General features: G+C 75.8%; 5 protein-coding genes. All 5 read right to left on the bottom strand.

The window, feature by feature from the left end; genetic code table 11:
* Positions 1–289: 289 nt before the first annotated feature.
* Complete coding sequence (locus tag ACIRG9_RS28405; RefSeq protein WP_402862423.1) at positions 290–823, bottom strand: hypothetical protein; 534 nt, start codon at positions 821–823, stop codon at positions 290–292.
* Positions 820–1,800: a DNA polymerase III subunit delta gene (gene holA / locus ACIRG9_RS28400; protein ID WP_402862565.1), complete on the bottom strand. Its 981-nt coding sequence runs from the start codon at positions 1,798–1,800 to the stop codon at positions 820–822. Before holA ends, ACIRG9_RS28405 begins: the two co-directional genes overlap by 4 nt.
* A 215-nt stretch (positions 1,801–2,015) precedes the next feature.
* Positions 2,016–4,337, bottom strand: coding sequence for a ComEC/Rec2 family competence protein (locus ACIRG9_RS28395; protein ID WP_402862562.1), 2,322 nt, complete (start codon positions 4,335–4,337; stop codon positions 2,016–2,018).
* A 224-nt stretch (positions 4,338–4,561) separates the two neighbouring features.
* Positions 4,562–5,512 (bottom strand): helix-hairpin-helix domain-containing protein, encoded by a 951-nt coding sequence (locus tag ACIRG9_RS28390; RefSeq protein WP_402862420.1) that lies wholly within the window; start codon positions 5,510–5,512, stop codon positions 4,562–4,564.
* A 443-nt stretch (positions 5,513–5,955) separates the two neighbouring features.
* Complete coding sequence (locus tag ACIRG9_RS28385) at positions 5,956–6,807, bottom strand: DegV family protein (protein WP_402862417.1); 852 nt, start codon at positions 6,805–6,807, stop codon at positions 5,956–5,958.
* Positions 6,808–6,838 lie beyond the last annotated feature (31 nt).

Here is a 6,838-nt window from a genome sequence, read left to right as displayed (position 1 = left end):
ACAGGGCTGACCTGCGCCCTGGTCAGGGCTGACCTGCGCCCTGGTCAGGGCTGACCTGCGCCCTGGTCAGGGCTGACCTGCGCCCTGGTCAGGGCTGACCTGCGCCCTGGTCAGGGCTGGCGTGCGCCTTGATCGACTCCGTGTGCGGCAACAGGTGGTCTCCCGGGCGAATGTGACCACAACATGCGGCACACGGAGTTGATCAAGAAGCCAACTGAGGCGGGCGGCAAAGCACCCAGGCGTCCAGGCGGACCGGCCGGGCGGCCACGGCGCTCGACCAGCGAGCCCGTCAGCGGTACGAGTCTCCGCGCCCGTCCGGCCGCTCGCCCTCGGGCGAGAGGGGCGGATCGCCGGGTCGGGTCGTCGTCCACACCGCTGGATCACCGGGTCGGGTCGTCGTCCACACCGCCGGATCGCCGGGTGGGGTCGCCCACCCCGCCGTGTCGACGGCGAAGGCCACACCGGGCAGCGCCCGCGCCGTCGCCGGTACGGACGCCCGCCCGACCACCGGCTCGACCTGCCGGCGGAAGCGGTCCCGCTCCTGCTCCGGCACCTGCGCCGCACTGCGGATCACCACCTCGGCGACCAGGTCGTTGAGCTTCACCATCGCCGCCACCACGGTCGGCAGCACCAGCACCGCCCACCAGCTGACCAGTTCGGCGAGGGCAAGCAGCACGGCGAGCGCCACCGCCCCCTCGAAGAAGAGGAAGCAGAGCACCCCGCCCGGGTTGACGAAGCGCAGCCCGAGCGCCCGGGCGTAGAGCGGTCGATGCCACTCGTCGCCCATCGGCACGGTCGTCCAGGACCGGACTGGTCGGGTCACCGGGCTCCGCCCTGCCGGGCCGCCGCGACGGAGAACACCGCCCGCTCCAGCGCGTATCCCCGGTCGTCGGCGCCTCCCTTGACGGCCGCGTTGCACTCGGCGGCCGCCCGCATCGCCTCGACCAGACCCTCCGGGGTCCAACCCCGGCCCTGCCGCTGGGCCCGCTCGATCTTCCACGCCGGCATGCCCAGGCTGCTGGCCAGCTGGTACGGGCTGCCCCGCCCGGCGGACGCCACCCGGGCCACCGTACGCACACCGTCGGCGAGCGCGTCGGCGATCGGCACCGGGTCGACACCGACGTGCAGCGCCCAGCGCAGCGCCTCCAGGGCGGCGGGAACGTCACCGACCATCGTCGCGTCGGCGACGGTGAAGCCGCTCACCTCCACCCGCCCCCGGTAGTAGCGGGCCACCGTGTCCGCCCCGATCCGCCCGTCGGTGTCGGCGACGAGCTGGGAGCAGGCGGCCGCCAATTCCCGCAGGTCGCTGCCGACGGCGGCGATCAGCGCCTCGGCCGCGTCCTCGGTGCACTTCCCCCCACTGCGGCGGATCTCGTCCCGCACGAAGGCGACCCGATCCCGGTGCCCCTTGAGCTTCGCCGCCGGCACCACCGTCGCGCCCGCCGCACGTAGCCCGTCGGCGAACGCCTTCCCCTTCGCGCCGCCGACGTGCAGCACCACCAGCTGTACGTCGGGGTCCGGGTTCTTTGCGTACGCCAGCAGCGCGGCGACCAGGTCCTTGCGGGCGTCCTGGCCGGATCGGAGCACGAGCACCCGATGCCCACCGAACAGCGACGGGCTGAGCATCTCGGCGATCTCCCCCACCACCAGGGAGCCGGCCTGGTAGTCGCGGACGTCCACGTCCGGGTCGACACTGCGAGCCCTGGCGACGGCTTCGGTGACCGCGCGCGTGGCGAGCAGTTCCTCGTCGCCGAGAACGAGCAGAATAGGGGGCAGGCTGGCGGGGGTCACGTCGCCCATACTCGCACGGCCTTCGGCCGGATCGTGCCTGCTCATCGGTGACTGTGACGGCACGGCCCGCACTCAGCGCCAATCCAGACATTTGAGTCGATCTGCCTGCTATGCCTACAAGTCTCCTTACCTCCGCTGTTCCAGCGGTGCGCCGTAGCCGCCACCGGCCACTCCGATCGTGCCCACCGTTGCCGCCCCGGGCACCGTTGCGACCCCTGACCCGCTCACCGTCGCCGCCCCGATCGGACTCCGCCGGTCACCACCGCGAGGCCGGCACCGTCGCGTACCGCGGCGAGGTCGCCGTCCGTGTCGGTCCGCAGCACCCGCGCGCCGGCCCGGGTCAACCGGTCGAGCAGGCCCGGGTTGGGATGCCCGTAGTCGTTGCCCGCACCCACCGACACCAGAGCGACGGTGGGCCGGACCGCGGCCAGGAATTCCGGATCCTGGTACGCGCTCCCATGGTGGGCGACCTTCAGCACGTCGGCCCGGACCCCGTCGGACGGGAGGGCGCCCATGAGTGCCCGCTGCTCCTCGGTCTCGGCATCGCCGGGCAGCAGGATCCGCACCCCGGCCACGGTGGCCGCCAGCACCAACGAGTTGTTGTTCGGATCCGACCGGCTCCCGTGCAGCGGATACGGCGGCCCGAGCACGGTCAGCTCCACTCCCCCGGCCCGCCAGCCCCAGCCCACCGGCACGGCACGCAGCCGAGCCGCACCCGCCTGCGCGGCGACGCGTACCTGGGACGCGCCGAAGGACGGCTCGGCCAGCTGCGGCGTCACCACGTCCGCCACCCGCCGCCCCCGGAACACTCCGGCGATCCCGCCCACATGGTCGGCGTGGAAGTGGCTGACCACCAGCAACGACACCTCGCGTACGCCGAGCCGACGCAGGCACCCGTCGACCCCGGCCGGATCCGGCCCGGCGTCCACCACCACCGCCCGCCCGCCGGCGACCGGCAGCACGACCGCGTCGCCCTGCCCCACCGAGCAGGCCACGATCACCCAGCCCGGCGGCGGCCAGCCGGAGGCCAGCAGCCGGACGGGGAGCGCACCGAGCACGACCGCCGCCGTGCACACCGCGACGAGCCGCCGGAGCAGTTGGCGCCGGGCAGCGAGCAGCAGCGCCACGCTGACCACGGCCAACAGCAGCGCCCCGGTCACCCCGCCCGGCCAGGGCAGCGTCCCGGCGGGCAGCCGTGCGCCCTGCCGCGCGACGACCACCAGCCACCAGGCCGGCCAGCTCGCCAGCCAGGCGGCGAGCTCCGCGCCCGCCGGCCAGACCGGCGAGACGATGGCGGCGATCACCCCCAGCACGGTGGCGGGCGCGACCGCCGGCACCACCAGCAGGTTCGCCGGCACCGCCACCAGGCTCACCGTCCCCGACAGACCGGCGATCACCGGCCCGCAGGCGAGCTGGGCGGCGGCCGGCACCGCCAGCGCCTCGGCCAACCCCGGCGGTACGCCTCGCCGGCGCAGCGCGTCCCGCCAGCCCGGGGCGAGCAGCAGCAGCCCGGCCGTGGCGCACACGGAGAGCGTGAACCCCGGATCCCCGGCCAGGTCGGGGTCGACCAGCACGAGCACGGTCACCGCGGCGGCGAGCGCCGGCAGCGCGGCCCGGGAACGACCCGCGGCGAGCGCAGCCAGCCCGATCGCTCCCATCGCGGCGGCACGGACCACGCTCGGAGACGGCCGGACCAGGATGACGAACCCGACCAGGGCGACCACACAGAGGACGGCGGCCGTCCACGGACCGGCCCGGGCCCAGCGGGCGAGCAGCAGCACCGCGCCGACCACGATGGCCACGTTGGAGCCGGACACCGCGTTCAGATGGGTCATGCCGGTGGTCCGGAAGTCTTCCTCCACGGCTGGCGGCAGCCGGCTGGTGTCCCCGACGACCAGACCGGGCAGCAGGCCGCCCTGGTCGTCGGGGAGCGGCTCGCAGGCACGCTGCAACCCGGCGCGCAGGGCGCCCGCGGCCCGCTGCGGCCACGGGGGTGCGCCGTGCCGGGTGGGCGGCCCGGTCGCCGAGAGCACCGCCGCGGTCAGGTCCCCGCCACGCGGGGGCGACAGCCGCCCCCGGGCGGTCGCCCGCTGCCCCGGCAGCAGCGCCCGCCAGGCCGGATCGGTCGCCAGCACCAGGCCACGCACCGACCCGGCCACCCGCTGGCCGGCGGAATCGGTGAGGCGTACCAGGTCGGCGCGCAGGAGCACGGTGCTCGGCCGGCCGGCGGCACCCCGGATCGGGCGCGGGTCGTCCCGGACCACCAGCGCGGCGGTGACCTGCGCCCGCTCGTCGACGAGCGCCCGCACCGGGGCTGCGTCGCGCACGGACACCCGGGCGGCGGCGGCGGTCGCCCCGCAGACCACGCCGAGCAGCACGGCAAGGGCGATCCAGCCGTACCGGCGGGCGGGCGCGGCCGGCCGGCCCAGCAGGCCGCACAGGTGGAGGCCGAGCACGGCGCCCAGGCCGGCGGCGACGGCGGCGAGCGTGGCCATCACCGTCGCGCTCTGGTGCAGACCGGCCAGGGCGGCGAGCCAGGCCGCCACGGCCAGCCCGGCCAGCCTCAGGTCGGGAACGTCACGCGGTTCGACGTCGCCGTGCCGGCGTTCGACGTCGCCGCGCCGGCCGTCCCGGGGTTCGGCGTCGCCGTGCCGGCCGTCCCCGGGTTCTGCCTCACTACGCCGGCCGTGCCGGCGTTCAAGGTCGCCGCGCCGGCCGTCCCGGGGTTCGATGTCACCGTGCCGGCCGTCCTGCCGTTTGTTCGGGGCGTTCACACGGTCACCAGGTCCTTGAGCTGCTCGTACCGGGCGTCGCCGATGCCTTCGACCTGACGGAGGTCGGAAACCGACCGGAACCCGCCGTGGCGCTCGCGATGGTCGAGGATCCGCTGGGCGAGCACCGGGCCGACGCCGGGCAGCGTGTCGAGCTCGGCCAGGGTGGCCGTGTTCAGGTTGACCGGGCCGGCCGGCGCGCCGGCACCCGCCGCCGGGCCGGCCGCGGGCTGCCCGGATTGGCCAGGTTGCCCGGCCTGGCCGGGCGGGGCGGCCACGCCGACCAGGATCAGCTCGCCGTCGGTGACCTTCCGGGCCGGGTTGAGCAGGGCCACGTCCACGCCGGGCAGCGCCCCACCGGCCGCCTCGACGGCGTCGGCCACCCGGGCGCCGGCCGGCAGCCGGACCAGGCCGGGACGGCGTACCTTGCCGGCGACCGCGACCACCACCTCGCCGCTCGCTCCGGGCGGCGCGGCCGGGGACGCTTGCGTCTCGTCGGGTGCGGCGACCGTCGCGACCGGCCGGACCGGCTCGGCCCGCGGCCGGGACCGCCAGGCCCAGACCCCGGCGACCAGCACCACGACGGCGGCGACGACGGCCAATGCCCGAACCCCTCGCCGGCCGGGATCGAAGGCACCCGGGCCGGGCAGCCGGGACAGTCCGCCGGTGCGCGGCGACCCCTGCTCGGGCTCGTCAGCGAGGGTGGCCTCGGCGAGCCCGGCCGTGGGTGGCAGCGGAGCGTCTGATTCCGCCAGCAGGGAGCGCGATGCGGACCCGGCCGCGGGCGGCACGATCGCGCCGGACTCCCCCGGCACGGAACGCCGCCCCGCGTCGGGCCGGGGCGGTGCCGGGGCCAGATCGAAGGTCGGCCAGGCCGGCTCGTGGCGCGATCTCGGCTCGAACAGCAGGGACAGCCGCCGTCGCACCGCGCTCTCTTCGTCGTCTGACACGGCGCGAGGCTAGGCCCGACCAGTGGTGGCGCTCAGGTCCGGAAGGTCGTCCTGTGGATGGAGCGCCTCCCTGTGGACAGACGCCTGATCATGCCCATCTTGTGCTCCGGGGCGAGTAGGCGTCCGGGCGGAACGGCCGCACGTCGCAGCCAGCCCGGGAAGGAGTTCACGCTGAGGCGGGGGATGGCCCGCCGCCGACCACCGGAAGTGTCACCCGTTCACGAAGCTGGCCTGCGGCGACAGCAGAAACGCCACCTCCCCGGCACGCACGCGACGGCGGTGCCCGTGAACGCGTTCACCTGCCGTCATCCTTCCGGGCCCCGGACGGCCAGGCCGCGGCCGCCCCGCAGGGCGGCTGCCGGCGCCACCTCGGCGGAACGACGGGATCCGGCCGCACCGAATGCCACCAGATCGCCGACAAGGGTCCACGACCGCGACGTCGGTCAGGCTGGGCGGCGGTGGATCACCACGCAGGCCAGCCCCGGGCCGGCGTGCGCCGCCACCACCGCCCCGGCCTCGGTGACGTACGTGTCGTGCAGGCGGTCACCGAGCCGATCGGTCAGCGCCGTCATCAACTGCTCGGCGCGCTCCGGTGCGTCGAGGTGGTGCACGGCCAGGTCCACCTCCGCATCGCCGGCCGCCTCGACCGCCAGGTCGACCAGGCGCGCCAAGCCCCGGCCGGTGGTACGCACCTTGTCCCGGACCACGATCGCGCCGTCCGGCATGTGCAGGATCGGCTTCACCGACAGGGCGGTGCCGAGCAGGGCCTCGGCGGCGTTGATACGGCCGCCCCGACGGAGGAACTCCAGCGTGTCGACGTAGAAGAAGATGGTGGTCCGGCCGGCAGCGTCGACCGCCGCCTGGCGTACCCCGGAGAGGTCCGCCCCGTCGGCGGCGGCCGCGGCGGCGGCGAGGACCGGGAAGCCCAGGCCCATCCCGGTGGAGCGGCTGTCGACCACGCCGACCCGGTCGCCGACCTCGGCCGCGGCCAGCCGGGCCGCCTCCACCGTGCCGGAGAGCTCGGCGGACAGGTGTACCGAGACCACCGCGTCGGCGCCCTCGGCGAGCAGCGCCCGATAGACCTGCGCGAACTGCTCGGGGGCGGGCCGGGAGGTGCTCGTCGCGACCCGCCGGCCACCGAGGGCCCGGATGGCGTCCTCGGGGAAGACCTCGACCCCTTCCAGCCCCTCCACGCCGTTGAGCACCACGGTGAGCGGGACGACCGTGAGCCGGCGCGCGCGCACCAGCTCGGGCGGAAGATAGGCGGTGGAGTCGGTGACGACCGCGACGGGCATGTCCGGCACGCTAGCCGATGCCGGAGCGGCT

The organism is Micromonospora sp. NPDC093277 (assembly GCF_044765245.1).
GTDB lineage: Bacteria > Actinomycetota > Actinomycetes > Mycobacteriales > Micromonosporaceae > Micromonospora.
Note: the sequence above shows the minus strand (reverse complement) of the source record. Positions and strands in the feature narration are given on the sequence as shown.

Coding starts and splice junctions, on each gene's coding strand:
- ACIRG9_RS28385 (WP_402862417.1), bottom strand. CDS start 6,807: ATGCCCGTCGCGGTCGTCACCGACTCCACCGCCTATCTTCCGCCCGAG.
- holA (WP_402862565.1), bottom strand. CDS start 1,800: ATGGGCGACGTGACCCCCGCCAGCCTGCCCCCTATTCTGCTCGTTCTC.